The 1,177-nt window shown below is 67.5% G+C and carries 1 protein-coding gene; it reads right to left on the reverse strand.

The window, feature by feature from the left end; all coding sequences use genetic code 11:
* A partial coding sequence (locus ACI3ET_RS16360) for a helix-turn-helix transcriptional regulator (protein ID WP_405034133.1) occupies positions 1 to 787 on the reverse strand: 787 nt, incomplete at its 3' end.
* Between the last annotated feature and the right edge of the window lie 390 nt (positions 788 to 1,177).

Below are 1,177 nucleotides of genomic sequence, written 5' to 3' on the forward strand. Positions count from 1 at the left end.
TCGACGCTTCCTCGGGACCGAGGCATCGCTCGTGCTCATCGCGCACCCTCCTACAGGTGTCACGAAGACCGTACAGATGTTGCTTGATCCTCAGCCCGAAACCGGACACGAACGCTGGAGCAACCCAGCTCTGCACGTCGATTCGGGCGTAGACGTTCTCGAGGTGCTTGCGCACGGTGTTCTCCGAGAGCCCGAGCTGACGGCCGACTTGCCGATTGGACATCCCCGCCGCGACCAGATGAAGGATCTCCCGCTGGCGAGCGGTCGGCGGGACCTGCTCGCGAACGGGAGGTCGGGTCGGGCCGACCTCCTCGGCGAGGCTGTCCGCGAGCAGCGGCTGGAGGTGGGGCAGCAGCAGCTCCATGAGCACCCGTTCCCGCTCCGCGAAGGGTCCCCCCTCGTCGCGACCGGCCAGGATGCGCAGGGATCCTCCCGACCCACCATGCGGGTAGGCGAGCAGGAGCTCATCGATCCCCCGTAGGTACTCGACGTTGGCGGGATGCTCGGCCCACCCCCGCCCTCCGAGGGAGGCGCAGCTGGACGAGACGCAGGGACGGCCGGTGCGGTCGACGAGGCTGCAGTCCAGCTGCCACCAGTAGCGCTTCAGCACCTCCAACTCCGGAGCGGAGTCGATCTCGACCAGCTCGTCACCGCAGACCCAACCGCTCTCGCCGTGCGAGGTGAACTGCACCCTGGTCCGCCACCACCGCGGTCCGACGTGACAGTCCTGAAAGTTGATCCAGTCGCTGCCGATCACACGCTCCAGACGGTCGAGCAGCTCGAACACGGTGTTCCGCCCCGGACGATGCTGGCCTGGCCTCGTCAGGTCGATGATGTCCCGGAGCAGGACGATGTCATCGCTTCCGACGCCCCTGGGTCCCATCTAGATCTCCTCGACAAGAGTCCGCCTGCCGTCGCCGTCGGCGGCAGCCCGCACCATTTCAGGGTAGGCCCGTCCTGGACCGTCTTGCCATACGCTCTAGCGCGTATCGCCGCGCACGGCGGGGGCTACGGGCGCAGCATCCGCTGCAGCTCCGCGACGACCTAGCGGGTCAAGTCCGGTGGAGTGGTGTACGACGGTGATCCTTCGGTGGGTTGATCAGGCCGTCAGTGCGGGGACGGTAGCAGTGCTTTCCTCCTGTCCGGTGGTGGTCGGGGTGAGGGCGTGGCGGCAGCG

Source organism: Ornithinimicrobium jinqii (assembly GCF_045032595.1).
GTDB lineage: Bacteria > Actinomycetota > Actinomycetes > Actinomycetales > Dermatophilaceae > Ornithinicoccus.